Annotated in this window: 25 protein-coding genes; 14 read left to right on the forward strand and 11 right to left on the reverse strand. The window is 56.9% G+C overall.

All coding sequences use genetic code 11. From position 1 onward, the window contains the following. Nucleotides 1-15 precede the first annotated feature (15 nt). The 12 genes from ASF29_RS02820 (at nt 16) to ASF29_RS24830 (ending at nt 9,516) form a co-directional block, all read left to right on the forward strand. On the forward strand, nt 16-327 hold the full coding sequence (locus tag ASF29_RS02820; protein ID WP_062448659.1) for a subunit of meta cleavage enzyme: 312 nt from the start codon (nt 16-18) through the stop codon (nt 325-327). Continuing rightward, the gene (locus ASF29_RS02825; protein WP_062448293.1) at nt 315-1,166 is read left to right on the forward strand and encodes a 2,3-dihydroxyphenylpropionate 1,2-dioxygenase; all 852 of its coding nucleotides are present in this window, start codon (nt 315-317) and stop codon (nt 1,164-1,166) included. The genes ASF29_RS02820 and ASF29_RS02825 overlap by 13 nt, the downstream gene beginning before the upstream one ends. Beyond that, nucleotides 1,159-2,283 (forward strand): FAD-dependent monooxygenase, encoded by a 1,125-nt coding sequence (locus ASF29_RS02830; protein WP_062448294.1) that lies wholly within the window; start codon nt 1,159-1,161, stop codon nt 2,281-2,283. Before ASF29_RS02825 ends, ASF29_RS02830 begins: the two co-directional genes overlap by 8 nt. 3 nt (nt 2,284-2,286) lie before the next feature. Further along, nucleotides 2,287-3,063, forward strand: coding sequence for an alpha/beta fold hydrolase (locus ASF29_RS02835; protein WP_062448295.1), 777 nt, complete (start codon nt 2,287-2,289; stop codon nt 3,061-3,063). Nucleotides 3,064-3,106: 43 nt separating this feature from the next. Continuing rightward, a complete protein-coding gene (locus ASF29_RS02840) occupies nt 3,107-5,458 on the forward strand; it encodes a xanthine dehydrogenase family protein molybdopterin-binding subunit (RefSeq protein WP_062448297.1) in 2,352 nt (783 codons plus the stop codon). Next, a complete protein-coding gene (locus ASF29_RS02845; protein ID WP_062448298.1) occupies nt 5,455-5,895 on the forward strand; it encodes a carbon monoxide dehydrogenase subunit G in 441 nt (146 codons plus the stop codon). Before ASF29_RS02840 ends, ASF29_RS02845 begins: the two co-directional genes overlap by 4 nt. A gap of 25 nt (nt 5,896-5,920) precedes the next feature. Next, on the forward strand, nt 5,921-6,409 hold the full coding sequence (locus tag ASF29_RS02850; protein WP_062448299.1) for a (2Fe-2S)-binding protein: 489 nt from the start codon (nt 5,921-5,923) through the stop codon (nt 6,407-6,409). Nucleotides 6,410-6,425: 16 nt separating this feature from the next. Then, nucleotides 6,426-7,229, forward strand: coding sequence for a xanthine dehydrogenase family protein subunit M (locus ASF29_RS02855; RefSeq protein ID WP_062448301.1), 804 nt, complete (start codon nt 6,426-6,428; stop codon nt 7,227-7,229). Between the two features lie 58 nt (nt 7,230-7,287). Next, on the forward strand, nt 7,288-8,571 hold the full coding sequence (locus ASF29_RS02860; protein WP_062448303.1) for an MFS transporter: 1,284 nt from the start codon (nt 7,288-7,290) through the stop codon (nt 8,569-8,571). 186 nt (nt 8,572-8,757) lie between these two features. Beyond that, nucleotides 8,758-8,895, forward strand: a complete 138-nt coding sequence (locus ASF29_RS25020) for a transposase (RefSeq protein WP_280136417.1) — start codon at nt 8,758-8,760, stop codon at nt 8,893-8,895. Continuing rightward, on the forward strand, nt 8,855-9,154 hold the full coding sequence (locus ASF29_RS24825; protein ID WP_280136414.1) for a transposase: 300 nt from the start codon (nt 8,855-8,857) through the stop codon (nt 9,152-9,154). Before ASF29_RS25020 ends, ASF29_RS24825 begins: the two co-directional genes overlap by 41 nt. Next, the gene (locus ASF29_RS24830) at nt 9,118-9,516 is read left to right on the forward strand and encodes an IS5 family transposase (RefSeq protein WP_082453346.1); all 399 of its coding nucleotides are present in this window, start codon (nt 9,118-9,120) and stop codon (nt 9,514-9,516) included. Before ASF29_RS24825 ends, ASF29_RS24830 begins: the two co-directional genes overlap by 37 nt. Nucleotides 9,517-9,534: 18 nt before the next feature. Here the strand turns inward: ASF29_RS24830 and ASF29_RS02875 are convergent, their stop codons facing one another. The 3 genes from ASF29_RS02875 to ASF29_RS02885 form a co-directional block, all read right to left on the reverse strand. After that, nucleotides 9,535-10,263, reverse strand: a complete 729-nt coding sequence (locus ASF29_RS02875) for a hypothetical protein (protein WP_062448306.1) — start codon at nt 10,261-10,263, stop codon at nt 9,535-9,537. A gap of 307 nt (nt 10,264-10,570) precedes the next feature. Continuing rightward, complete coding sequence (locus ASF29_RS02880; RefSeq protein ID WP_156462503.1) at nt 10,571-11,443, reverse strand: transglycosylase SLT domain-containing protein; 873 nt, start codon at nt 11,441-11,443, stop codon at nt 10,571-10,573. A gap of 103 nt (nt 11,444-11,546) precedes the next feature. After that, nucleotides 11,547-12,239 carry an SDR family NAD(P)-dependent oxidoreductase gene (locus tag ASF29_RS02885; RefSeq protein WP_348271298.1) on the reverse strand — a complete coding sequence of 231 codons (693 nt, stop codon included), beginning with the start codon at nt 12,237-12,239 and terminating at the stop codon, nt 11,547-11,549. A gap of 188 nt (nt 12,240-12,427) precedes the next feature. Between ASF29_RS02885 and ASF29_RS02890 the strand changes: the two genes are divergently transcribed. Then, complete coding sequence (locus ASF29_RS02890) at nt 12,428-14,098, forward strand: FAD/NAD(P)-binding protein (RefSeq protein ID WP_062448664.1); 1,671 nt, start codon at nt 12,428-12,430, stop codon at nt 14,096-14,098. 3 nt (nt 14,099-14,101) lie between these two features. Here the strand turns inward: ASF29_RS02890 and ASF29_RS02895 are convergent, their stop codons facing one another. The 3 genes from ASF29_RS02895 to ASF29_RS02905 all read right to left on the reverse strand — a co-directional run bounded on the left by ASF29_RS02895 (nt 14,102) and on the right by ASF29_RS02905 (nt 18,031). Continuing rightward, a complete protein-coding gene (locus ASF29_RS02895; protein ID WP_062448308.1) occupies nt 14,102-14,845 on the reverse strand; it encodes an MOSC N-terminal beta barrel domain-containing protein in 744 nt (247 codons plus the stop codon). 99 nt (nt 14,846-14,944) lie between these two features. Continuing rightward, a complete protein-coding gene (locus ASF29_RS02900; RefSeq protein ID WP_062448309.1) occupies nt 14,945-16,792 on the reverse strand; it encodes an ABC transporter ATP-binding protein in 1,848 nt (615 codons plus the stop codon). Between the two features lie 42 nt (nt 16,793-16,834). Beyond that, nucleotides 16,835-18,031: an aminotransferase class V-fold PLP-dependent enzyme gene (locus ASF29_RS02905; protein ID WP_062448311.1), complete on the reverse strand. Its 1,197-nt coding sequence runs from the start codon at nt 18,029-18,031 to the stop codon at nt 16,835-16,837. A gap of 100 nt (nt 18,032-18,131) precedes the next feature. On the opposite strand from ASF29_RS02905, the gene ASF29_RS02910 reads away from it, so the two are divergent. Continuing rightward, on the forward strand, nt 18,132-18,971 hold the full coding sequence (locus ASF29_RS02910) for an IclR family transcriptional regulator (protein WP_082453347.1): 840 nt from the start codon (nt 18,132-18,134) through the stop codon (nt 18,969-18,971). A 15-nt stretch (nt 18,972-18,986) separates the two neighbouring features. Here the strand turns inward: ASF29_RS02910 and ASF29_RS02915 are convergent, their stop codons facing one another. The 5 genes from ASF29_RS02915 to ASF29_RS02935 form a co-directional block, all read right to left on the reverse strand. Next, the gene (locus tag ASF29_RS02915; protein ID WP_062448314.1) at nt 18,987-19,484 is read right to left on the reverse strand and encodes a RidA family protein; all 498 of its coding nucleotides are present in this window, start codon (nt 19,482-19,484) and stop codon (nt 18,987-18,989) included. Nucleotides 19,485-19,531: 47 nt separating this feature from the next. Beyond that, nucleotides 19,532-20,737 (reverse strand): amidohydrolase/deacetylase family metallohydrolase, encoded by a 1,206-nt coding sequence (locus tag ASF29_RS02920; RefSeq protein ID WP_062448317.1) that lies wholly within the window; start codon nt 20,735-20,737, stop codon nt 19,532-19,534. Between the two features lies 1 nt (nt 20,738). Next, nucleotides 20,739-21,617, reverse strand: coding sequence for an ABC transporter permease (locus ASF29_RS02925; RefSeq protein WP_062448318.1), 879 nt, complete (start codon nt 21,615-21,617; stop codon nt 20,739-20,741). Nucleotides 21,618-21,629: 12 nt separating this feature from the next. After that, nucleotides 21,630-22,571: an ABC transporter permease gene (locus ASF29_RS02930; RefSeq protein ID WP_062448320.1), complete on the reverse strand. Its 942-nt coding sequence runs from the start codon at nt 22,569-22,571 to the stop codon at nt 21,630-21,632. 81 nt (nt 22,572-22,652) lie between these two features. Beyond that, on the reverse strand, nt 22,653-24,182 hold the full coding sequence (locus tag ASF29_RS02935) for an ABC transporter substrate-binding protein (RefSeq protein ID WP_062448321.1): 1,530 nt from the start codon (nt 24,180-24,182) through the stop codon (nt 22,653-22,655). Nucleotides 24,183-24,386 lie beyond the last annotated feature (204 nt).

Consider the following 24,386-nt stretch of genomic DNA (forward strand, 5'->3'; position numbering starts at 1 on the left):
GTGAAGGAACGTTTCATGAGCAATTGGCGACTGATGATGCCGACCACGGAGGCCTATCTGCTGGATAAGGTTCTCTACGAACTCCACCATAAGCCGGATGATCTTGCTGCCTATAATGCGGACAAGGATGCTTATCTGGCACGGTTCAAACTCACTCCCGATATGGCTGCAAAGATCAGCGGCAACGATGTCGCTGGTCTCTACGAAGCCGGTGTCAATCCTTACCTGCTGCGCGCCCATTGCATCGGAGTGCGGATTCCCGAGGACGTATCGCTCGCTGCCCTGCGCAGCCTGATGAAAGAAGGAGACGACAAATGGCTGAACTGACGGGAATCTATACTGCGAGCCACACACCGGTGATGCTGAATTTCCCTGATCGCATCGCTGCGGATCTGCGCAACGAAATTTTCGGTGCCTACGAGGCGATGGGTCGGGATTTCGAATCCGGCAAGCCCGATGCATTGGTAGTCCTCTCCAATGATCATTTGCACAATTTCTTTCTCAACAATTTTCCGGCACTGTGCATCGGCGTCGGTGAAAGTTATGAAAGCCCGATCGAGCACTGGCTGAAAGCCAAACGGCGCGTCTTCGCCGGCGATCAGGCCTTCGGCGCCTATCTCTTGCAGGAGGCATTGAAAGCCGATTTCGACCCGTCTTTCTCCATGGACATGGTGTTGGACCACGGCTCGTTGACCCCGCTGGAACTGGCAGGGCTGGATCCGGACCTGCCGATCGTTCCGGTGCTGTTCAACTGCGTCCAGCCTCCGATGCCGACAATGCGTCGCTGCTATCAGTTCGGCAAATTCCTTGGCGACGCGATCCGCCGTTATGACGGTGTGAAGCGTGTGGCGATCCTCGCGACTGGCGGTATCAGTCATGATATCGCAACGCCGAGAATGGGTATGGTCAATCGCGAGTTCGATGAGACGTTGCTTCAGCTTCTCGAAGCTGGCGATCCTGATGCGGTGCTGACCTATGCAACGGAGCAGGTCCACACCGCCGGCAATGGGGCGGAAGAAATTCGCATGTGGATGGCGGCTATGGGTGCCGCTGGCGGCTTGCCCTTCCGGCGCGCCTATTACCGTGCCGTCAATGACTGGTACACGGGCATCGGCATCGGCCATTTCGGTCAGGCTGAACTGGCGGCGGCAAATCATCATGGCTGAAACGCGAAAGGCCCTCATCATCGGTGGCGGCATCGCTGGCATGTCGGCAGCCATCGCATTGCGCAAGGCCGGCCTTCAGGTGGACCTCTGTGATCAGGACCCGCATTGGCGGGTCTATGGTGCCGGTATCACTATTACCGGTCCGACGCTGCGGGCCATGGGCAGGCTCGGCATTCTCGATGCGGTACTGGAACATGGATATGCTGCCGATGGTATCGATATCTGCTCGATTGACGGCAAACCTTTGTTCAGCATCGATACGCGCAACGACGCGTTGGGAAATATTCCCAGTGCGGGGGGCATTCTGCGACCGACGCTGCATCGAATCATGTCGGAGCGGTTGCTTGCCTTGAACCCGACGCTGATGCTCGGTGTGACGGTCGATGCAATCGACTGGCACGACGATGTCGCCACAGTGCGCCTCAGCAACGGTGCGTCTGCTACCTATGATCTGGTGGTGGGCGCTGACGGGATCTATTCACGGACCAGACAACAGATGTTCGAGGCCGCACCGGTCCCACGCTATGCGGGGCAGATGTGCTGGCGGCTGATGATGGAACGACATCCCGCCATCGTGCGGCGAACCTTCTTCCTTGGAGGGCCCGCCAAGGTTGGTCTCAACCCCGTCGCACCGGATCAAATGTACATGTTCTATCTTGAGGCCCAGCCGGAGCCGGTCTGGCGTGACGAGGCAGGACAATACGAAGTTCTGCGAACGTTACTGCAAAGCTATGGCGGCGTCCTGCGTGAGGTTGCGGACAGTCTCAACGCGCGTTCGAACGTCATCTGTCGTCCGCTGGAAACGGTTCTGGCCGGTGAGACCTGGGTGCGATCGAACACCGTATTGATCGGTGATGCCGCCCACGCAACGACCCCTCAATTGGCGTCGGGTGCAGGTATGGGCATTGAGGACGGCTTGGTTCTGGGGGACGAAATTGCTCGCCACACGGATGTCCCGACCGCGCTTCAAAGCTTCATGCAACGACGCTACACGCGCTGCAAACTGGTTGTCGACTCCTCGCTGGAGATCAGTCGGCTGGAGCGGGAACGGGCCGCCCCGCAGATGCAGACCGCCGTTGTAGAAAAGGCGCTTGCGGCGCTGAACGAGGAGTTCTGAGAAATGTTCATCAGCGTCGATGGTCACAATCTCCACGTTGCTCTGCACGGCGATGAAAAAGCGCCGGTGCTGGTTCTTCTGCATTCGCTCGGAACATCCCATGACGTTTGGCAGGAGCAGGTGCGGGTGTTCAGCCGGTCGCATTATGTGATTTGCCCTGACTTTCGTGGCCATGGGTTGAGCGACCTTTCACAATCGCCTGTGACAATCGACGCCCTCTCGAGTGACGTCGTCGCCATCCTGACTCGGCTCGATGTGAAGGACTTTCATCTCGCTGGCATCTCCATCGGCGGACTGGTGGCGCAATGCGTTGCGGCGGCTTTATCCGACCGGGTGCAGACGATGACAGTGTTCGATTCCAATATCGTCAGCCTCGCCCCCCAGATGTGGAGGGACCGGGCGTCGAAAATCAGAGCAGATGGGTTAGCATCCATTGCTGGCGGCGTGTTGGCGCGATGGATGACGCCACAGGCGTTCGATACCAACGAAGGCCGGGGCCTTGCGACGATGCTCGCACGCATGTCGTCTGAAGGTTACGCCGCTGGCTGCGACGCGCTGGCCATAGCCGACTGTCGCCCCCATGCGCCGCATCTGACCATGCCGGTCTCGGTCGCCGTGGGAGAGTTCGACGAAGCAACGCCACCTTCGGCGAACAGAGCCCTAGCAGATGCCATTGCCGGAGCGAAGTTCCAAATCATTCCAGGCGCCGCGCATATTCCGCTTTTCGAACAGGCGGAGGCTGTCAACACGATCCTTGCACAATCCATCAGGGAGACCTGATCGAAGTTGATCGGGGTGTGGCAATGACAGGGAGGAGGGCCATATGACCATCGGAAAACCGGCATTAAGAATTGAAGATCGTCGCTTTCTGATTGGCCAGGGACGATACGTCGATGACATGACGTTGCCTCGCCAATGCCACGCGGCAATGGTGCTGTCGCCGCATGCCCACGCCGATGTCGTGTCGATCGACAAGAGCGAAGCCGTGGGCATGCCTGGCGTTCTAGCCATTCTGACTGGCGAAGATGTGGAAACAGACGGGCTGGGCAGCGTGCCGCCGTTCTTCATGCCCGAACTGTGGGGCGGGCCGCCCGGTTTTGCGACATTGCGGCCTCTGCTCGTCAGGGACAGGGTCCGCTTTGTTGGAGAGCGTGTGGCCATCGTAATCGCGGAAACGGCGGACCAGGCCCGCAACGCGGCAGATGCGGTATTCGTCGATTACGCCGAGCGTCCTGCGGTAGTGGATGCGGAGGCCGCCCTTGATCCCGGTGCGCCCGTCCTGTGGGACGAATGCGAGACCGGGAACCGTTCCGTCACGCTGAATTTTGGTGACGCTGAAAAGACGGCGAAAGCGTTTGATGCCGCGCATCTGGTCATAAATCGCAGTTTCGTCAGTGGCCGGGTCGCGCCGTTCTCGCTGGAGCCACGCGGCTGCATAGGCGACTACAATTCTGGTGAAGATCGCTATACGCTTTATACGAGTTCGCAGGATCCGCACGGCGTTCGCCGCGTTCTGGCGTCCGTCGTGCTGAAAATACCGGAATCGTCACTGCGTGTCGTTTCGCCCGATGTCGGCGGCGGCTTCGGTCTGAAAGCTCACATGCACCCCGAAGACGGGCTGGTTCTTTGGGCATCCCGGCGTGTGGGAAGGCCAGTCAAATGGATCGCAACCCGCAGCGAATCCATGCAGACGGACACGCAGGGACGGGGACAGACAGCACATGCCGAAATGGCACTGGACGCCTCTGGCCATATTCTTGGCGTCAGGGTGCGAGCCTTTCACAATCTTGGTGCATATTTCTGGGGTACGGCAACGCCGCCTCTATTCTTCTCGATGCAGCTTATTCCGGGCACCTACGCCATTCCCGCCGTAGATCTGGAAACCAATGCCGTGTTTACCAACATCGCGCCCTTATCGGTCTATCGCGGCGCTGGTCGTCCTGAAGCGGCTTTCGTCATCGAGAGGCTGATGGATGAGGCGGCCACAGCTCTTGGACTTGACCCACGCGAGATCAGGGCGCGCAACTATGTCTCCCCTGACCGGATGCCCTATCCCAATATGGCAGGACTGACCTATGACAGCGGTGATTTTCCCCGTCTGGCAAAAGAGTGCGCCGAGGTCGCAGACTGGGATGGCTTTGCCGCCCGGCGCATGGCGAGCGAGGAACGCGGGCGTCTGCGTGGCCGCTCGATCACGTCCTATATCGAAGTTGCCGGTGTCATGAACGAGCGGATGGAAATCCGTTTCGATCCATCTGGCACGCTGACCATTATTGCCGGTACTCATTCGCACGGGCAGGGACATGCAACGGTCTTCAGCCAATTGGTGTCCGAGTGGCTGTCGATCGATATGAAGGACATCCGCTACGTGCAGGGAGATACGGACAAGGTCCTGATCGGGCGAGGCACCTTTGCCGCACGCAGTTCCATGCTGGGTGGCACCGCCCTGCGAAAGGCTGCGGACGATCTCATTTTGCGCGCGTCAAAAATGGCGGCGATGCTGATGAAGTCGGAGGAAAGTGACATCGAGTTCGCCGATGGTCTGTTCCGTTCGCGTAGTTCAAATCAGACCATGGGGCTGAAGGATGTCGCCCGCTTCTTCTACCTGCCAGCGGGACCCGTCATGCAATTTTCGCTCGGCCTCTATGGCGAGGGAACCTCTGCAGGCAAGCCGGGGGCGCAGCCGAATTTTCCCAACGGATGCCAGGTTTGCGAGATCGAGGTGACACCGGAAACGGGTGAGATCAGCATCGATCGCTTCGTTTGCGTCGATGACGTTGGACGAGCACTCAATCCCATGATTTGCGAAGGGCAGATTCATGGTGGTTGCGCACAGGGCATCGGTCAGGCGCTGTTCGAGGAGGTTGTCTATGATGAAACAGGGCAGCTCACCACCGGTTCCCTTATGGATTACTGCCTTCCTCGTGCCGAGCATATGCCGGTCATTCAATCAAGGCTGGTCGAGATTCCAAGCGCATCCAACGTGCTTGGTGTGAAAGGCATTGGTGAATCGGGAACGATCGGAACCCCCGCTGCCATCGTCAACGCAATCTTGGATGCCGTCAGACCACTCGGCGTCGCCGATCTGCAAATGCCGGTGACAGCCGGAAAACTCTGGGATGCCATCCAGGCGGCAGGCAGCGCGCCAGCCGGAATGAAAGGACTGAACACGTGAATCTCGAAGGTAATTTTTTCGTCCCGCGTCCGCGCGCGGAGGTTTGGGGCCTGATCAACGATCCGGAGGTTTTGCGGCAAGCCATACCGGGTTGCCAGACTTTGGAGGCTGTCGATGAGGGATACACCGCTACAGTGACTGTCGCCATCGGGCCAGTAAAGGCAAAATTCAGTGGCCGCGTCCAGCTTCTGGATATCAAGGCACCGGAAAGCTACCGGATCGCCGGCGAAGGAAATGGCGGAATAGCTGGGTTCGCAAAAGGTGGGGCCAACGTCCAGCTGGAGGAGCAGGATGGCGGCACGGTCGTGCATTACACTGTCGATGCGAATGTTGGTGGCAAGCTGGCCCAACTCGGCGGACGGCTGATCGAATCGACCTCGCGCAAATTATCCCAGCAGTTCTTCGATCGTATTTCTGAAATTGCGCAGGCGAGCTGAAGTCGGCATTCGGAGGAGGAAAGCCATGTCTGACATCGAACTATCGATAAACGGCCAGCGGGTCCGCAAATCTGTCGAGGATCACCGTTTGCTGGTGTCCTTTCTTCGAGAGGATGTGGGGCTGACCGGAACCCATGTCGGCTGTGATACATCGCAATGTGGCGCCTGCGTGGTATCCGTCGATGGCGCGACCGTCAAATCCTGCACGATGCTTGCCGTGCAGGCGCATGGTCGATCTGTGACGACGATAGAAGGCGTGTCGAAAGACAATGTACTTCATGTCGTTCAGGACGCCTTTCACCGTCATCATGCCTTGCAGTGCGGTTACTGCACGGCAGGCTTGGTTATGACTGCAATTGATCTGATCGAGCGCGAAAAGGATCGGTTGACGCGAGACGGGGTTGCGCACGCATTGAAGGGCAACCTCTGTCGTTGCACAGGCTATCAGAACATCATCAACGCCATTCTGGATGCGGCGGCGCGTTTGAATGCCGAACCGCAGGCTGTGCAATGATGAAGGGGAAAAGGTGATGAGACCATTCGCCTATCATCGACTTGTATCTGACGAAGATCGTCTCTCCGTGCTGACAACATGTGACGACCCGAAATACATCTCTGGCGGCATGACATTGTTGCCATCAATGAAACTCGGTCTCGCCATGCCGTCCGACCTTCTTGATGTCACTGGACTGCCGGGCATGGCTGACATCACCGGCAATGGCAGCCGGGTGCGCATAGGCGCATCTGTCACCCACGCACAGATCGCAGAAAATCGGATGTTGCAGTCCGCTTGCCCGGCGTTGTGCGACCTTGCCCGCCAGATCGGTGACAGGCACGTTCGCAATCGCGGCACCATCGGCGGCTCCGTCGCAAACAACGATCCGGCGGCGGACTATCCTGCGGCACTCGTGGCGCTTGATGCCGAAATAGAGACGGACCGCCGCAACATAGCTGTTGCCGATTTTCTTCTGGGGATGTTCGAGACGGCGCTGGATGACCACGAGTTGGTGACGGCGATTGCCTTCGACACGCCCGATGCAGCGCGTTACGAAAAATTCCCTCATCCGGCATCGGGCTATGCAATGGCGGGTGTTTTTCTCTCTCGTACAGGTGGCGCGTATCGTGCAGGCGTGACCGGTGCCTCCGGTCAGGGTGCCTTTCGCTGGCACGATCTGGAGACGTTGCTGGATGAGGGTATGCCTCACGCAGAAATATCGAAACTGCAATTTGATGACCGCGATATCTTCGAGGATCGTCACGGCTCACGTGCCTATCGAGAAAACCTTATTCGCGTTCTGGCGATCCGGGCAGCAGCTTATGTCCACTCACAATAACGCACGCACGTTCTGAAAATATTCATTCATAATATCACTGTCACCGGGAGGAAACCACATGACAGACAATGCACTCAATGCCGCATCTGGGGAGGATGGGCAAAAGATGTCGAAAGGCAATCAAGGCACTGCGCTCGGTGCAACGACTGCGGCAACCGTGGGACTCGTCTTCGGCCCCAGCACCATTCTCCTGTTCCTTTTTGGTGCTTTCGTTGAGCCACTCTCAACGACTTTCGGATGGTCCAAGCCATCGATCCTCTTTGCTGCGACCATCGTGTCCTTGATGATCATGGTGATATCGCCGGTCCAGGGCTATCTTATCGACCGATTTGGCGCTCGACCTGTTGTTCTGGCATCCAGCGTTACGTTCGCGCTTGGTCTGGGTGGAATGTATTTCCTGTCGGGCAGCATCATCGCCTTCTATTTTATGTATGCATTGCTGCCGCTGCTGGCGATCGGCCTTTGGCCTGTTTCCTATCTGCGGGTGGTCAGCACTTGGTTTGAGCGTCGTCTTGGCCTGGCGATCGGTGTTGCCAATGGTGGTATCGGACTTGGAGCTGCGTTGCTCCCGCCGCTCATCACCTTTGCCATCCTCAACGGCTCGGTCCAATGGGCCTATGTCTGCCTCGGCGCGATTATTCTTCTCATTGTGCTGCCGGTCAACGCGCTTTTCCTTTATGAAGCACCGGCTGCGCCGTTGGCCAATACTGCCGGTTCTAGCGCTCAAAATGGCAAGAGTGATTTCAAAAGCCTCATCAAAACGCAGGGTTTTGTGGTTCTTGCGATCGCATTTTTCCTTCTTGGATTCGTCAATACGGGTCTTGTGACAAACCAGATTTCCCTTTTGATCGACAGCGGCGCAACGCCGCAGCACGCAGCCTTCGTCCAGTCGGTATTCGGTATCGCGGTGCTTCTCGGCCGGTTTTTGACGGGTGTCCTGCTGGACTACATGTCGGCAAAGCGTTTGATGAGTGCCGTCTGCATAGGCGGTGCCGCGGCCTGCCTTATTTATGCATCGGGACCGGCAGGCGGACTGGTCTTCGTTTGCGCTATTCTCATCGGCATGGTCTATGGCGCCGAGTTCGATGTCTTGAGCTACATCATCAAACGCAATTTCGGCCTGGCAGCCTTCGGTCGCATCTACGGCACGATATTCGCAGTCTTCCAGCTTGGCGCAGCACTGGGCGCAACGCTCTTGCCGCTAAGCCGCGCATATTTTCAGAGCTATGGTCCGGGCCTGATGGCCTATGCGACTGCGCTGGTCGTCAGCGGGCTACTTTTCGTGCTTTTGAAAGAGCAGTCAGCGAAAAATTCGGCTCCCGTTTCCGGCCTGCCGGCATAGCAATTGCCAACGTCGTAAGGGGATTGCGGCCTACATGCGCCGTACAATCAGCCTCTGATGACCGGTATTCGTTTCGGTGAAGCCTGATCTAGGGCCTGTTGACAAAGTGGATTCCCAAATCATCTCAAGCGTGATTCAAGACTGCCTTTTTAGGAGGCAGTTTTGGCTCGCGGCGACCTCACGGATATGGAATGGCGGATCATCGAGGGGCTGTTGCCCACCGAACGCGGCAGGAAGTCCCGGCCCTCGCATGATAATCGACGATACCTGAACGGTATGCTGCATGTTCTTCGGGTCGGATGCCCTTTGGCGCGACATGCATGAGCGCTATGGCAAGTGGAATTCCGTTTATGTGCGTTTTCGCCGTTGGGCCGAGCAAGGCGTTTGGGACGCTCTTCTTGAGACCTTGGTCGAAATGGGGCTGACGGATGATTGGCAACATATGATCGACAGCACCACGGTTCGCGGCCACTCTCAGGCAGCGGGCGCAAAAGGGGGACTTATCAGGAGGCTTTTGGTTGATCACGCGGCGGTTTTACGACGAAAATCCCCGCCCGTGCAGACGGTCAAAGACGCCCTCTAGGCTTCATCCTAACCGGCGGAGAGGCTTCGGACTACAGTGCCATTCCTGATCTGTTGACAATACCGGTCTGGAAACCGAGATTATTTCTTGCAGACAAAGGCTATGACAGTGACATTCTGCGTGAAGAACTCCTGACCCACGGGATCAGGCCGGTTATCCCGCCAAAGGCCAACCGGAAGAACCCGCCTGCCTGCGACTTCCGAGCGTACAAGGATCGAAACCTCATCGAACGGATGTTCAACCGTCTCAAACAGTTCCGTCGCGTGGCAACCCGATACGACAAGACACGACAATCCTTCTCCGCATTCCTAGCTCTGGCCGCCGCAAAGATATGGCTGCCATACTTTGTTGAAAGGGTTTAATTCTATGGCAAGCACAAATTATCCCCCTCTTCTGAACTGACTTGGTGTTATCTTCAACGCAAAAGGTATTTGGCTGAACGGGCCATAAATTCTAATGTTTTCTTGAATTTGCTCTGTCCAGATTTTCGAAAATTCGGTCCCAAGTACCTTCACGACTCTTCCGGTCGTCAACGGCTCACTCGTGATCCCCAGTCGAATAGACACAAGCCTGTAGCCATTACCGAAAGCGGCTTCGAGATTTTCGGGTTCTACCTTCACCGCTGTCGATGGATCGGTTGGCTTTGTAAAGGTCACCAGTGTCGGAAAGCTTGCTCTTGGAACTTCGCGTGTTTCTCGAGATGCTTGGATAGCCTCGTTTTCCGCACGAATTTGGTTCCTGAAGCCATCCGCTGTGATGTAAGGACGCTTAACAGGCTGCGGGCGAAAAACCTTATCAACGGCGGGGTGGTCATACGTTTTCAATAGCGCAAATAGATATTTGTTAGGGGCAACCTCGACAAATGCCGCCTCGCCTTTCAAATCATTCGTGAACCAGCCGCCGCTATCGCCAATCTTCGACCAATGCGGGCTTTCACTCCAAACGACACTTTGCACCGAATCGCCCGTGCGAACGCCGCCCGGCGTCTCCACAACGATGGTGACCTTCTGGTTCCATTGCCAGGAATGGAACCCGAGGATGTCACAACCACTCAAAAGAGTTGTGAGGCAAATAAAGATCGCACAGGTGTAGCTACGATATCGGGGCATCGTCTATCTCTTGATAGAAAAACTTGAAATGTTCGGCATGCAAGAAACAAATTTGCCGGACAATGTCAAAATTCGGAGTGCACGTCTCGGTAAATCCATCACGTCGGGTATTCAATAGATCGCGACGCGCCAACATAGCCTCATAAAACGCAGGCTTGAATGACGCTTCTCCTGATTTTAAAATCCACTTTGTCAACAGGCCCTAGATCATTGTAGCAGCCGGGAGGATCCAGGCTGCTACAGTGCTTATGCCGAGTAAGCCCCGTAATTTCCGAGCGGGTGGGCGTAAGGGGTAAACGTTACCATCTCACCGGTTTCGCAGAACGGTGCAGGGAACCGATGCGGCTCTGATCTTATCGCACAGACTGTTGGCTTCGGCGCGGGTTTCGCGGCCCAGTCTTGCGGCATAGCGAGGTCGGTTGCCGAAATTTCCACCGCGTTGCCGTACGATGAGTGCGCGCTCCTCGTTCAGTGGCGATGGCAGGCGGCTGATTGCGCGGGTAAACAGCGCCTCCACAACGGCAGGGCGGTAGTGAGCCGAAAGCTGAACGCCCCACGGGGCCCAGTCTGCCGAGCCTGCAAAAACCGGCTCCTGCATCCGTCTCGTTTGCGCCAGGACCACGCAGGCTTTGTGAAAGGGCGCAGCATCGTCAAGGTCAGGAGCTGCTACCTTGGGGGTAGCGTCCCGCCACGTCTCTATGGTCTGGCCGGTGATCGCAAAGACATAATCGCGGGTCTCGATCGGTAGTCGGCCATTCACAAGAAAGCGCGACAGACCGTTCTCACCTGCATTATAGGCCGCAGCTGCATAGCCGAAATTGCCGAAGCGGTTTTTCAGTTCCTTTAAATAAGCGGCTGAACTGTCGAGGGCGTCGATGACTTCGAAACTGTTGTTGAGCCCCCTGCTGCGGGCGGTCGATGGCATGAACTGTGCAATTCCTTCCGCGCCCTTGTAGTTTACGGCTTCAGGGCGAAATAGGCTTTCGCGCCAGATCAGACGTGCAAAAAAAGCAGCAGGCACCTCATGCGTCACTGCGAAATGCTCGATTGTTCGGCACAGATCGTCATTGAAGGTTTCTTTTTTGATGCAGATGGAAGACGTACTGCCCTTGCGTTCATAGAGGCATGACTTGTCGTCATCCGGTGCGGCTCGCACGCCACCGGCTATGGTGCACGTCATAGCGATCGTCAATGTAATCCATAGTGCCGTAAGGCAACGGTGGAAACTCATATCTTGCGCGCCCGACATCTGCCTAAGAGAGCTTTGATCCGTGATCTCTCGATTACCACGGTATTGTGGTGCCGTCATAGGCGATGAACGACCCTGATTGATCGGGTGTCAACATATTCAAAGCAGTTAAAATGTACGTTGCTGCCTGTTGTGGACTGACTGTGGGATGACCTGCGGCAAAGGGCGCGGACAATTCGGTTCTGACGGTTCCGGGATGGATGGCCGTCAGCACCATGGCCGGATGCGTTCTGGCATATTCGATAGCTGCGGTGTGAACCACCTGATTGAGAGCGGCTTTCGAGGCCCTATAGGAAATCCATCCTCCCAGCCGATTATCTTCGATTGAACCGACACGGGCAGACAAAAATGCGACGATCACGCGCTCCTTTCGATCCAGTCGCGGAAGGAAATGTTTGGCGATCAGCGCAGGCCCTACGGTGTTGATGGCAAATTGGCGCAGCATTCTGTCAGGGTCGATTTGCCGAACCGTCTTTTCTGGTGGGTGACCGTCGACCCCCAGTATGCCCGTTGCGCAAACGAGAAGCCGGATCGGCTTGTCGGCCAGGTGCTGTGCCGCCGCCTCCACGCTCGCCTCGTCCAGGATATCGATCTGTTTTTCGCTGCGCGACAGGGGGAATACTTCGCTCATATGGGGTTCGCGGCTCAGACGATCACAGAGAGCCGCGCCGATTCCGCCACTGGCACCAATGACCACGGACCCGAAACCGGGAGGGAGGGAATTCAACAGTTTTTCCGAAGGCTTTTCCATGGAAGGAGTAACGATTGACGGCCTTCTATGTTCAAAAATCCCACAGGCGGTGTGGAAGAAGGGCACGATCTCATATCTGCAGGTGTACCGAGGGAACTTCGAGGCGTCTTCTCGGTTTGATGGACGGCGCCAGCGGGCGTCTCGTCACGAGGTTTTTTCCACATATGACACCTAGAATTGCGATCATTGGATCCGGCCCAACGGGCATTTACACGTTGAAGGGCCTGGTCGGTCATGCCGCGCCGCTTTCCATCACGATTTTTGAAAGCGAGGCTGATCCGGGCAAGGGCACGCCTTATCATCCGGCTCTCAATGATCGGGCCATGCTGTCCAACATTGCCAGTATCGAGTTGCCGCCCGTGTGTGAGACGCTGATGGACTGGCTTTTGCGCCAATCCAATGAAGAACTGCAGCGGTTGGGGGTGGAACGTTCTTTGATCGATCCACGTGAGTTCTATCCGCGTGTTGTCCTCGGGGAATATCTGCATGCCCAGTTCACGCAGCTCCTGAACCTTGGCGTGGCTAACGGGCACACGATTGAGGTCAAGGCATCTCACCGCGTTGCGGATATCGAATTGCGTCCAACGGATATTCGTCTCAGTGTGACGGCACCTGATAGCGAGCAGCTCGAATTCGCCTTTGACCATGTCGTCATGGCCACTGGTCACGACTTTCCGGAAACGACGGAAATCAGGCCGGGATATTTCGTTTCCCCTTGGCCTGCCCCAGTGCTGAAAAGCATCAAGCCATGCAGGGTCGGCATTTTGGGGACCTCGCTGAGCGGTATCGATGCGCTGATCACGGTGGCGACGGCGCATGGCCGTTTTCTTCTCGATGAGCAGGGAGACCTGCAATACCACTCGCTGCCTGATACAGAAGCCCTGCATGTAACCATGATGTCCCGAAAGGGCGTTCTGCCTGAAGCAGACTTTTATCTCGAAGTTCCCTATCGACCGTTGGAAATCTGTACGGAAGCAGCGATTGAGAATCTGATCGCTACGCATCGCCACGGTTTGCTGGATGCCGTATTTGAGTTGTTCAAGGCTGAGCTTACGCTATGCGATCCCAGTTATGCTTCCCGTATCGGGCTTTCCCAATTGACGGTGGAAACGGTTGCCAAGGCCTATTTTCAGGATCGCGAGAGTACGCCTCCCTTCGTTTGGGCGGCGCGCAACCTCGCAGAGGCCGAGGCGAACAAGGTGAACCGATATGTGGTGGAGTGGCGTTATGCCATCCTGCGGATGCACGAAGTCATCGCATTGGCTATTCCACATCTGGATGAGACGGACCTCGAGCGTTTTCATAGACACTTCAAGACGGTTTTCGTGGACGACTACGCCACCGTTCCGCATGATTCCATACGGCGCCTGCTCGCACTCTACCGCGCTGGCAAGCTTGAGATCATGGCATTGGGCAATGATAGCGATATCGATAACAAAGCTGTAGAGCATGGGGCTGTCGTCAATGCCAAAGGCTCGAGCTATCAGTTCGACGCCTTTATTGACGCAACCGGCCAGCACACATTGTCAGCCCGAGACATCCCATTTCCGACGCTTAAAAAACAGGGTGTTGTTCGCAAGGCAAGCACGAATGCGGCAACAACACTTATCGGTTTCGAGCAGCCACAGGTGCGGACAGGTGGCATTGATCTGGACGACAAGTTCAGGCCGGTGTTTCAGGACAATCTCAGCAATCAGCTTTACTGTGGATCGATTGCTTTCCTGCTCCATAAGTTGCCGTTTGTGCAGGGCATCACCAGCGCGCAAGATATCGGAAAGACAGTGTCGCAGGCTATTCTCGAGAAAACGAGGGAAATGGCCCTTTCCGCAGCCTGACACTCAGCTTTTGCGGAGATGGACTTCATCGCCGACACTGATGGTGCCGGCGGTTTCGATGGAGGCGTAGAGGCCGAAATTGCGACGGTTGTGGCGCAATACGGTTCTGAGAATATCAGCGTTCTCAGGGATACCAGGTTGGGCAATGAGCGTCATGCCACACCTTTTTGTTTCTTCGGTGGCGCGAGCGACGAGGCCGGCACCGATCTGCAACTCATGCCCAATCCATGACTTCTCGCGAAACTCTGCTTCGCCGCTTGTTCTTAGCAGCAATGTCGGTCGAAAGCGTCGGGTTTGGACGGCGTCTTGACCCAGAAGTGTTGCGAGATGGTCCAATGCGCTTGTTGTAACGAGATGCAAAGGGCTGGGATCATATCGATTTTCTGCAGTTTTCACATCTGACGATGCTGCCGGATCATCACTGCGGTAGGGTCTTGCCGTGACATCGAAACCGAAGTGATCCGACAATCGAGCGGATATGACCGATCTAGAGGCGTTGATCCAGGTGCCATCGGGAAAGCCGATTTCGGTCGCTTCGCCATTAAGTCTTGAATTCAGAAATAACGCGGGACGCCAACGTTCCTGTTTTTCTGGCGCTGCGGCTTCTCCCGACTGGGTGTCCACTATGGCCCAGCACCTGTCACCTTGTATGCCGTGTTCCCTGACGTGAATGGATGCTAATTGCTCACCGCCGAGCGAGCTCACGGGATAGCGCCAGATTTCTTCGACCGTCCCCAAAAATGTCAATGCTGCCCCGATTTCTTACCGCTTGATCGCCAACAGGGAACTGCGTTGAGCGGGCCTGGTTCCATGCATACACACCAACAGCCATGTATTTCCGAGGTGTCATGTCTCTGCCACAAGGTGTCCGGCTGAAACTTCCCGAAAAACGGGCGGCATGATCTTGTAGTCCACCGGGCGGATCGGACTCTTCAGTTCTTCGACAGCGACAGTATTTTTCAGCCGGCGTCTATCCGGGTCCGGCACGGGGACCGCAGCCATAAGGCGCTTCGTATAGGCGTGTTGCGGATTGCCGAAAACCGCTGCGCGTGGACCGATTTCAACGATTTCACCGAGATACATCACCGCGACCCGGTGGCTGACGCGCTCCACGACCGCCATGTCGTGAGAAATGAACAGGAAGGCCAGGTCAAGGCTCTGCTGCAAATCCAGCATGAGATTGATAACCTGCGCCTTGATGGAAACATCGAGTGCCGAGACGCTTTCATCGGCGACGATGACTTTAGGCTGTAGCGCAAGTGCACGGGCAATGCAGACACGCTGTCGCTGTCCGCCTGAAAATTCGTGCGGATAACGCTTCTCCATATCGGGCGTCAGGCCGACTTTGGTGAGCATATCCGCAACCACGTCTCTGGCCTGCTTCCTATCGCCCATCTTGTGTTCCAGAAAAGGCTCGGCGATAGCGGCACCGACGGTCATACGGGGATTGAGCGAGGCGTATGGATCCTGAAAGATCATCTGCACGGACTTGCGCATTTCACGCATATCCTTTTTGTCCAGCGCCAACACGTCACGGCCTTCAACCATGACGGAGCCGCTGCTAGGCTCTATCAAGCGCATGATAGCGCGCCCGGTGGTGGATTTGCCGCAGCCGGATTCACCTACCAGAGAGAGCGTTTCCCCAGCATGAAGATCGAAGGAGACATCTTCCACCGCGTGCACGCGACCTGAAAGCTTGCCGAAAAGACCGGAGTGGATATCGAAGCGCTTGGTGAGGTTTTTGACCTCCAGCACCGGCTGACCGGTCGCCACCGTGTCACTCACCTCCACCGGTACATCGGACTCTCCAGTCGCGACATTGACGACCGGGAACCGACGCGGACGCTCGAAGTCCTGCATCGACCCCAGAACCGGTACGGCTGCTAGGAGTGCCCTTGTATAGGGATGCTGGCCGCGATGGAATATATCCGCCGTCGCGCCGGTCTCCACCTGCTCGCCCTGATACATGACGACTGTTCGATCCGCGATCTCTGCCACGACACCCATGTCGTGCGTGATGAAGAGGACAGACGTCCCTTCTTCATCCTGAAGCGTCTTGATGAGATCGAGAATTTGGCCCTGAATCGTCACGTCCAGCGCGGTCGTCGGCTCGTCGGCAATCAGCAGTCTGGGTTTCGTCGCCAGTGCCATGGCAATCATCACGCGCTGGCGCATGCCGCCTGAAAATCGGTGCGGGTATTCATCGAAACGGGATGCCGCAGAGGGGATGCGGACCTTGTCGAGAATGCGAATGGTCTCCGCCTTCGCATCGGCCTTGCTCATCGGGGTGTGGCACAGCAATGCCTCCGAAATCTGATCGCCGATGGTGAAGAGCGGATTGAGGCTCGTCATCGGCTCCTGAAAGATCATTGCGACATCGTTGCCGCGTACCTTGCGCATCTCATGCTCCGGTAACGCCAGAAGATCGCGACCGGCCAGAAGCACCCGTCCTTCGATGCGGCTGGTGTCTGGCTGCAGCAGGCGCATGATGGAAAGCGAGGTGACCGATTTTCCCGAGCCGCTTTCGCCGACGATTGCCACAGTTTCACCCGGCGCAACCGTAAATGAGATATCGCGAACGACCGGCTTCCACTTGCCGTCGACCATGAAGGAGGTACGCAGATTTTCGACCGACAGGACCGGGTCGGCCACCGTCCCTGCAATCGGCGTCTTCTGAGCGGCAAGTGTGGTCATGGTCGTTCCCTTTTCTCGTTGCGTCAGCGGGCTCTGGACATCTCAGTCCGGCCAGCGCAACGCGCCATCGAAGCGGTGGCGCGACAAATCCTCGAATGGTGTGGCAATGATCTCGTTGGAGGCGCGGGCCTTGTCGAGTTCCTCTGCCAGCCTCTGCGCCACGACCGTTTCCTGGCCGGGATGCAGGTTGCAGGGGTCGAGATAGAAGTAATGGTGCTCGACTTCGTGATCACGAACGATGATTGGCTGCGGCCCCTGTCTTAAAGCAGCCGCCAAATCCCAGGCGGTAATATGCGCTTCTTCAGGCGAGATGATAACGCGCATGCGGTCAAGCGGGTTGTTGGTAGGGTCCGGTTCGATCAGCGCGGTGACACCTGGACGATCCGCCAATGTCTGCTTCCACAGATTCAGGTAGCCGGTTTCCCGTTCGCGAATGCCCGTATGGTCACGCTTTTCCCATGCTTCGAGCGCCGCCATCACGCCATAGATACTTTCCTTGCCGACCTTCATGCCACGTCCGATCCCCATGTTTTGCAGGAAGGCGTTGCGCACGAGTTCTTTTCTTCCAGCCACGATACCCGACGTCGGGCCGCCCAGGAACTTGTGGCCGGAATAAAGTGCGATATCCGCGCCCTGATCGATGAATAGTTGCAGATCGTATTCCGAGGCCGCATCCACGATCACTGGCACGCCCCTGGCGTGGGCGATTTCCACGAACTCCTTGAGGTTCAGCAGGCCGTAATCAACGACATGGTGCGAGACGACATAAACTGCCGCTGCCGTCTTGTCGGTGATGGCATTTTCCATGTGATAGCGGTGGGTCGACGTCGCCTGACCGATCATGACCACCTTGCCGCCTGCGAGCCTGATCGATTGATCGACCGGTGCGCCATAGCTCACCACATGCCCCATCTGAAGCAGTACCTCGTTCTTCGGCGTTGAGGTTTCCGGAAGTTTCTCAATGGCGAGCAGGTCCGGACCGGTGATCGCGCCTGCGACCGCAAGGCTGATGCCAGACGAGCAGGAAGCCGTGACGAAGCCTGCTTCGGCACCTGTCAGCCGAGATATGATGACGCTTGCCTTGCGCTGAAGATCGTTGATTTCCACGAACTGCGGCAGGATGGCAGCCATTGCCCTGACGGCTTCCGGTACCACGATGGAGGCTCCCAGACTGGTCATTGTACCGGATACGTTGATTACCGGACGAAGGCCAAGTTGGGTTCTGATATCGTCGGACATTGTTATTCTCCAGTCTGTAAGCCATGGACGGCTTGGATTTCGGTTGCTCTGCAAACGGCTATGCCATAGTAATGCAATAGGTTCTTAAAGGTGTGGGAGTGTGATTTTGGATTTGAAAGCATCATCGGACGCTCATTCCGAAACGATATCCGCCGCTGAAAAAGGAGGTGACGGTCAGACGCGCCGCTCCCGCGTCAGTGGCATAGATCGCGCCCTTCAGGTCATTGATTATCTTTATGAAACCGGCTCGCCTGCCGGCGCCTATGCCATTGCCAAGGCGGTGAAGGCACCCTTGTCCACCGTTTACGTCATCATTGACGATCTGGTTGAGAAGAACATGCTGGCGCGCAATGCCGACGGCATGATCTGGCTTGGCGCACGCCTTTACCACTACGGGCTCGCCTACGCCCGATCGCTTGATTTCATGAGCGTCGCCACCCAGGAAATGCACGATCTTTGCCGCGAAGCTGGTGAGACGGTTCAGGTTTGCGGGCGCGATGCCGAGCACATGCTGGTGCTGGCCATGTCGGATGGCCCCAACCATTTTCAGGTCGCCTCGCGCGTGGGCACGCGCGTTCCGCTGAACTGGACAGCGTCGGGCCGGCTTCTTGTCGGTCACATGCCGGAGGAAGAGCGGGTAGAGCTGTTTAAGCGCGGTGCCCGTATTTCGCCCACAGGCCGTGCGACGATCGATGCGGCAACCCTGTCGGACGCGGCCCGCAAAGCTTTCGAGGAGCGGCTGTCCATTCAGGCGGGAGAATCCGATTACGCCGTTGCCTGTATTGCGTCCCCAATTGTCGATAATCGCGGAGACTGCGTGGCGACGATTTCCATCGTGCTTCCCGAACAAAAGATCGTTGCCGACAAGTCCGGCTACGCCGACCGCGTCAAGGCATCGGCAGCAAGGATCGAAAAGCTGATGGGCTGGCGTAACCACTGACCGTCTCCCTTTCCGTTACCCGTGCAGGGCGACAATAGCTTCGATCTCGACCGTGATATTACCCGGCAGTGAACCGAAGCCGACCGCTGATCGCGCGTGCTGCCCTGCTTCACCGAAAACGGCGTTGAAGAGGTCGGAGCAGCCGTTGATCACCTGCGGATGATCGAGAAAATCCGGCGCGGCATTCACCATGCCGAGCAGTTTCACGACCCGCCTCACGCGAGAAAGGTCACCCAGAGCATCGTGCATGACAGCGAGAAGGTTGATCCCGGTCAGCCGCGCATCGGAATAGGCCTTTTCGACCGTCACATCCGTGCCGACCTTGCCTGTGTGCAGAAAGCCATCAGCCTCGCGGGGGCCTTGTCCCGACAGATAGAGGATGTTGCCCTCGATGACGTGCGTCACGAAGTTAGCGATGGGTGGCGGGGCGGGCGGCAGTTCGATGCCGAGCGCGGACAGCCTGGTGTAAGGCGTATCCGATTTCGCGTCGGCTCTGATCGGGGACTGGGTCACACAAACTCCTGTGTCATGCAGAATTCTCTGACGCGATGTCACGGCGTCTAGCGATACGAATAGCCATGGCTGTGACGAACGAGCTTGCGGGCTCGAGGGATATAGCGGCTGGCCGCCGTCGCTTCCGCGCCTATGACGGCGTAGCGAGGTTCGAACAATTGTTTCAGTTGTGAAACATCGCCGTTGGAATCGGTGGCCTCGAGGTCGGAATCGATGACGTCGAAAACGGTGAAATCGGCCCGCGCGCCGACAGAGAGGCGGTTTTCCATATCGAGCTTGATGACTTCAGCCGGCGCATGCGTCACGGCATTGACTACCTTGTCGAATGGCATGCCGACAGACATCAGCTTCGACATCGTCGTCGCCAGATCCCAGACCGGAAAGTTCATGGAGTGGCCGTGCAGGTCGGTCGAAATGGAGTGGGGCAGAAGTCCTCGCGCAATGGCAGCTTCTGCAACCTTGAACGAGAAGGACGCGCCACCGTGGCCAATGTCGAGCCGTACACCTTCCGAGGCACAACGTTCGGCCAGATTGAACAGATCCTCGTCTTCCAGGATCGACGAGCCGGCTTTGCCGTTGAAGCAGTGTGTAACGACATCGCCGGGTCCGAGAATTTCGAGAACCTCGTCATAAAGCGCTGGCGGCTCGCCGACATGGACCATCATTGGTATCTTCAGAATTTTTGCGATCTTCTTGCCGAGCTTCACGGGCGTTACGCCCCAGGAGCCGGTGATGACGTGGCTGGCGCGCACTTTCAGGCCAACGATGTGTTCGCTATTTTCTGCGTAGCATTCGAGAATACGGTCAAGGTCGATGTCCCTGATATCGCGCAACTCGGCCACGCGATTACAGGCCACCAGGCCGATGGAACCGAGGTTCAAGAACGCCTTGATACGCTCCTTGGATGGCTCGATGATATACTCGCGGAAACCATGAAAATTGGCTTCCCCGGCAGAACCAGCGTCCACCAGTGTTGTGACGCCGCGCTCTGCACCGCACTCGGAAGGGCGGATCGAAATGTCGGTGCCGCCGTGCCATATGTGCACATGCAGGTCTACCCAGCCGGGAGAAATCCATGCGCCCTTGCCATCGATGCGGGTAGCCTCTGACGGTGCCGCGATCGATTGGCCGATGGCCGCGATCTTGCCGTCACCACCGACGAGAATATCGGTCGCGCCCGTTTGTGCCGTGTCTCCGAACGCCATCGGTTTGACGTTTGTGATGAGGAGCGGCTTGGTGTTTTCGCCGGTCATATTACAAATCCCTTCGCAGTCTTGGGTCGAGCATGTCCCGCAATCCATCGCCCACCATTTGCAGCGACAGCACGGAAAGAATGATGGCAAAGCCGGGGAAGTAGGTCATCCAGTCGGCCTGTCCGATGTATTGGCGACCGGCGGCAATCATTGTTCCCCAGGTTGGAATTTCCGGGCTGACGCCCAGGCCGAGAAAAGAAAGGCCGGCTTCGGCCAGCATGGCGCTGGCAAAAAGGAATGTCGCCTGCACCAGAATGGGTGAAAGTAGATTGCGCAGCACGTGCCGGGTCATGATGTGGAAGGTCGAAATGCCAAGCGCCTGAGCTGCCTCGACATAGGGCAATTCGCGGATCACCAGTGTCGAGGCGCGCACGATGCGGGCCAGACGTGGCGCATAGACAATCGAAAGCGCGACGATGACGGTGGTGAGGGACGGCCCGAGAGCCGCGACCAGCGCAATTGCCAGAAGAATGTCCGGAAATGCCATCATCGCATCGATCAGCCGCGCGATCGGCGTGTCCAGTCGTTTGAAGAAACCGGCCAACAATCCCAGTGTGACACCGATTGCCGCAGAAAGAGCCACCACCGATGCACCCACCAGCAGGGACAATCGACCTGCATAAATGGTCCGCGAAAAGACGTCCCGCCCGAATTCGTCGGTGCCGAACCAGAAGATCTCGCTTGACGGCTTCAGCCGGTTGACGATGGAAAGCTTGGATGGCGAATAAGGAGCAATCCAAGGTGCCAGAGCCGCCAGAATGACGAAAACGATCAGTATGATCAGCCCGAATGCGACCGTCTTGCGCTTCAAGAAGCGTCGCAAGAATTTCGATCCTTCGCTTGCGGCGGGTTTTGGCGTGGTCGCGGTAATATCTGCCATCCGTCTCGCCCCTTAGTATCGTACGCGAGGATCGATGGCCAAATACAGCATGTCGATCGCGAAATTGATGAGAACATAGAGCGCAGCGATCACCAGCAACGCACCTTGGATAACCGGATAATCCCGCCGCAGGACGGCGGACACCACAAGGCTTCCGACGCCCGGCAGTCCAAATACGGTTTCTGTTACGACCGCGCCCGAAATCAGCACGGCAGCCGTCAGCCCGATAACGGTCAGGATTGGAATGAGGGCGTTCTTCAGAGCATGCTTCATGATCACGCGGCGCTCCACGAGCCCCTTGGCGCGTGCAGTTCGGATGTAATCGTCGCCCAGTACGTCCAGCATGGAGGCGCGGGTAAAGCGCAGGATAAGTGCTGATGAAACGATGCCGAGTGCGAAGGCGGGAAGCGTCAGGTGGTACATCCGCTCCATGAAGCTGGAGCCCGGCCCGCCGTAGCCGGAGACGGGAAAGATGTTGAGCCGTACGGCGAAAAACTGCATGAGAATAAGCCCAAGCCAGAAGCTCGGGATGCTTGCTGCCAGCATGGCGATGGTGGTTGCCGCCTGATCGACGAAGGAACCCCGGCGGTAAGCCGCATAAATGCCAATCGGCAGTGCGATGATGGTGGCGATTGCCAGCGAAAAGACGGTCAGGAAAAAGGTGGGTTCGGCGCGATCCAGCAAGGCCGACGTGACCGGCATGTTGAGAAAGATCGACTGACCGAGATCGCCCTTCAGCATCTGGCCGAGATAGATGAAATATTGGACCAACAGCGACTGGTCGAGCCCCAGCCGTGTTCTCAAATCGGCAATGTCCTGCGCCGACGCATCCGGTCCGAGCATGACGGCGGCGGGATCGCCGGGTGTGACGCGCACAATGACGAAGACGATGGTCACGACAAGGAACATCACGACGATCATGCCGAAAAGGCGCTGAAGAATGTAACGGATCATGTAGATCTCTTCCCATGCCTCAAGCGAGGAACGTTTCCGAAGCCGGAGCCGCCGAGGGCGGCGTCCGGTCCGTCGAAAGCATTACTTCTTGATCGAGGCATTCCAGAAATACGGCCATGGGGCAGGATCAACGCCTTCGACCTTCTTGGCCTTGGCAGTCAGGCCGTTGAAGTCGCCGATCTTCATATATGGAATTTCCTCATACATGGCCTTTTGCACGTCGGCCCATAGCGCCAATCTCTTTTCCGGATCGGCTTCTGCGGAAAAGGCCTCCACCGTCTGCTTGCGTAGCGGCGTATCCCACCAGCCTGGAGAGGTCGGTGCCAGCGAGCCGATCAATGCCGGTTCGGGCAGGAACGGGCTATGGGTTATATAGATGTCCCAAAGGCCCTTATCGGCGCGGCGCTGGGTCAACGTTGCCCAATCCACCACCTGCATGTCGACCTTGAAACCGGCAAGTTTCAGATACTCCGCCGCGACCTGTGCCATCTTGTAGTGGAACTCGTACTGGCGGCTGGTCAGGATGCGGATCGGTGTCGTGCCGTCATAGCCTGCAGCCTTGGCGGCGGTTGCGGCACCTTCAGGGTCTGCAAGGTTATAGTTACCCTCGACGCCCGCATCCGTGCTCCAGACGTAGTTCTTTGGATAGATATCTCCATCGACCGTATAGAAATCGGTGCTGCCGAACGCAGCAGCCAGCATGTCTTCCATGCTAAGCGCCTGTCGGATGGCTTTACGCATCGCCACATCCTTGGCGAGACCCTCTGCCGTGTTGAACACGAACACGGGGTAGCCGAAGGGCTTCAACACAACGGGCTCGGTCGCTGAAGAGGATTTGATCTTGTCGAAGGATTCAACCGGGAGGCTGTCGATATAGTCATATTGACCCGAAACGGCTGCTTCCACACGGGTATTGGCGTCCGGGACAGGGACGAAGCGGATTTCATCCAGATATTGGTGGCGGGCTCCGCCATAGCCGTTGCTTTCGCCTTCGCGGGATTTGTAGCCGTCAAAGCGCACGAGCTGAATGTACTGGTCTGCCTTGCGTTCCTTGAGCATATAGGGACCGGTGCCGATGAATTCCTTCATCGGTTCATCCTGCTTTTCCGCAGGCAGGATGATGGCTGCCGAATTGTTGAAGGCCAGCAGCGAAACCAGAGGCGCGTAAGGCTGTTTGAGGGCGATCGTTACTGTGGAAGGATCGGTCGCTTCGATCTTGTCGATGAAGGATGCCGCCTGCTTGCCGCGCGATGCGACTTTTATCCAGCGGTTCAGCGAGGCGACGACATCATCGGATGCCATGTCGGAGCCGTCGTGGAACTTGATGCCGGACCGCAACTTGATCGTATAGGTTTTGCCATCAGCGCTGATCTCCGGCAAGCTTTCGGCCAGAAGTGGCGTCGCCTTCCAGTCCTTGTCGAAGGTGTACAGTGTCTCGAACATATGCTGCGTGACGATACCGACGAGATCAGCCGTCGACGCCATTGGATCGAGGGTCGGCGGTTCGCCGATTGTCGCAACATTGATCACGCCACCCTTTTCCTGTGCAGCAAGGAGGGATGGAGATGCGATCAATGCGGTAGCAAGTAGAAGTGCCAGCTTGAGTTTCATGCGAAGGCTCCCAGTTTTAGAAGTTCCATTATTATGTTATATAAAACTTTATAACAGAATATCCAAAACATCCCGCCTGTCAATCAGTCGCGCGGATTGTTCTGCGTAATCTCTAATGTAGCTGCTTCGATCTGCCGCTTATGCGAGACGAATTGACGTTTGTCTGGCATAAGGCCATGGCTTGAATTACTGCAAAAGAGGTCA

The organism is Rhizobium sp. Leaf262, from assembly GCF_001422245.1.
Taxonomy (GTDB): domain Bacteria; phylum Pseudomonadota; class Alphaproteobacteria; order Rhizobiales; family Rhizobiaceae; genus Agrobacterium.

Excerpts from the sequence above, each read along its gene's own strand:
- ASF29_RS02820 (WP_062448659.1), top strand. The coding sequence starts at position 16 with ATGAGCAATTGGCGACTGATGATGCCGACCACGGAGGCCTATCTGCTG.
- ASF29_RS02825 (WP_062448293.1), top strand. The coding sequence starts at position 315 with ATGGCTGAACTGACGGGAATCTATACTGCGAGCCACACACCGGTGATG.
- ASF29_RS02830 (WP_062448294.1), top strand. The coding sequence starts at position 1,159 with ATGGCTGAAACGCGAAAGGCCCTCATCATCGGTGGCGGCATCGCTGGC.
- ASF29_RS02835 (WP_062448295.1), top strand. The coding sequence starts at position 2,287 with ATGTTCATCAGCGTCGATGGTCACAATCTCCACGTTGCTCTGCACGGC.
- ASF29_RS02840 (WP_062448297.1), top strand. The coding sequence starts at position 3,107 with ATGACCATCGGAAAACCGGCATTAAGAATTGAAGATCGTCGCTTTCTG.
- ASF29_RS02850 (WP_062448299.1), top strand. The coding sequence starts at position 5,921 with ATGTCTGACATCGAACTATCGATAAACGGCCAGCGGGTCCGCAAATCT.
- ASF29_RS02855 (WP_062448301.1), top strand. The coding sequence starts at position 6,426 with ATGAGACCATTCGCCTATCATCGACTTGTATCTGACGAAGATCGTCTC.
- ASF29_RS02860 (WP_062448303.1), top strand. The coding sequence starts at position 7,288 with ATGACAGACAATGCACTCAATGCCGCATCTGGGGAGGATGGGCAAAAG.
- ASF29_RS25020 (WP_280136417.1), top strand. The coding sequence starts at position 8,758 with ATGGAATGGCGGATCATCGAGGGGCTGTTGCCCACCGAACGCGGCAGG.
- ASF29_RS24825 (WP_280136414.1), top strand. The coding sequence starts at position 8,855 with ATGTTCTTCGGGTCGGATGCCCTTTGGCGCGACATGCATGAGCGCTAT.
- ASF29_RS02875 (WP_062448306.1), bottom strand. The coding sequence starts at position 10,263 with ATGCCCCGATATCGTAGCTACACCTGTGCGATCTTTATTTGCCTCACA.
- ASF29_RS02880 (WP_156462503.1), bottom strand. The coding sequence starts at position 11,443 with ATGACGTGCACCATAGCCGGTGGCGTGCGAGCCGCACCGGATGACGAC.
- ASF29_RS02890 (WP_062448664.1), top strand. The coding sequence starts at position 12,428 with ATGACACCTAGAATTGCGATCATTGGATCCGGCCCAACGGGCATTTAC.
- ASF29_RS02900 (WP_062448309.1), bottom strand. The coding sequence starts at position 16,792 with ATGACCACACTTGCCGCTCAGAAGACGCCGATTGCAGGGACGGTGGCC.
- ASF29_RS02905 (WP_062448311.1), bottom strand. The coding sequence starts at position 18,031 with ATGTCCGACGATATCAGAACCCAACTTGGCCTTCGTCCGGTAATCAAC.
- ASF29_RS02920 (WP_062448317.1), bottom strand. The coding sequence starts at position 20,737 with ATGACCGGCGAAAACACCAAGCCGCTCCTCATCACAAACGTCAAACCG.
- ASF29_RS02925 (WP_062448318.1), bottom strand. The coding sequence starts at position 21,617 with ATGGCAGATATTACCGCGACCACGCCAAAACCCGCCGCAAGCGAAGGA.
- ASF29_RS02930 (WP_062448320.1), bottom strand. The coding sequence starts at position 22,571 with ATGATCCGTTACATTCTTCAGCGCCTTTTCGGCATGATCGTCGTGATG.
- ASF29_RS02935 (WP_062448321.1), bottom strand. The coding sequence starts at position 24,182 with ATGAAACTCAAGCTGGCACTTCTACTTGCTACCGCATTGATCGCATCT.